We start from the raw sequence: 244 nt of genomic DNA on the forward strand, positions 1-244 counted from the left end.
GCAAGACAATCAGGCCAATATTGACTTCACCGACGATCATTGGAAAGGCAATCTTAGAAACGATATCGACTCCAAGCTCAAACGGATCTGCCATGGCTAGAATCAGCAGCATCGTCAGCACTTCCGATAACATTCCTGCTGCGATTCCGTATATCCAGCGTAATGACCTTTTTACCTTTCTATTAATGTATCCCGATATGATTCCGGCAATAATACTCGTAATCAAGCATGGAACAGATGTGAT

Annotated in this window: 1 protein-coding gene; it reads right to left on the reverse strand. The window is 43.0% G+C overall.

Going from position 1 to position 244, the window contains the following annotated elements:
* On the reverse strand, positions 1-244 hold a 244-nt coding region (locus RYX56_RS24595), incomplete at both ends, for a LytS/YhcK type 5TM receptor domain-containing protein (protein WP_317124419.1).

Source organism: Alkalihalophilus lindianensis (assembly GCF_032843265.1).
Taxonomy (GTDB): Bacteria; Bacillota; Bacilli; order Bacillales; family Bacillaceae_D; genus Alkalihalophilus; species Alkalihalophilus lindianensis.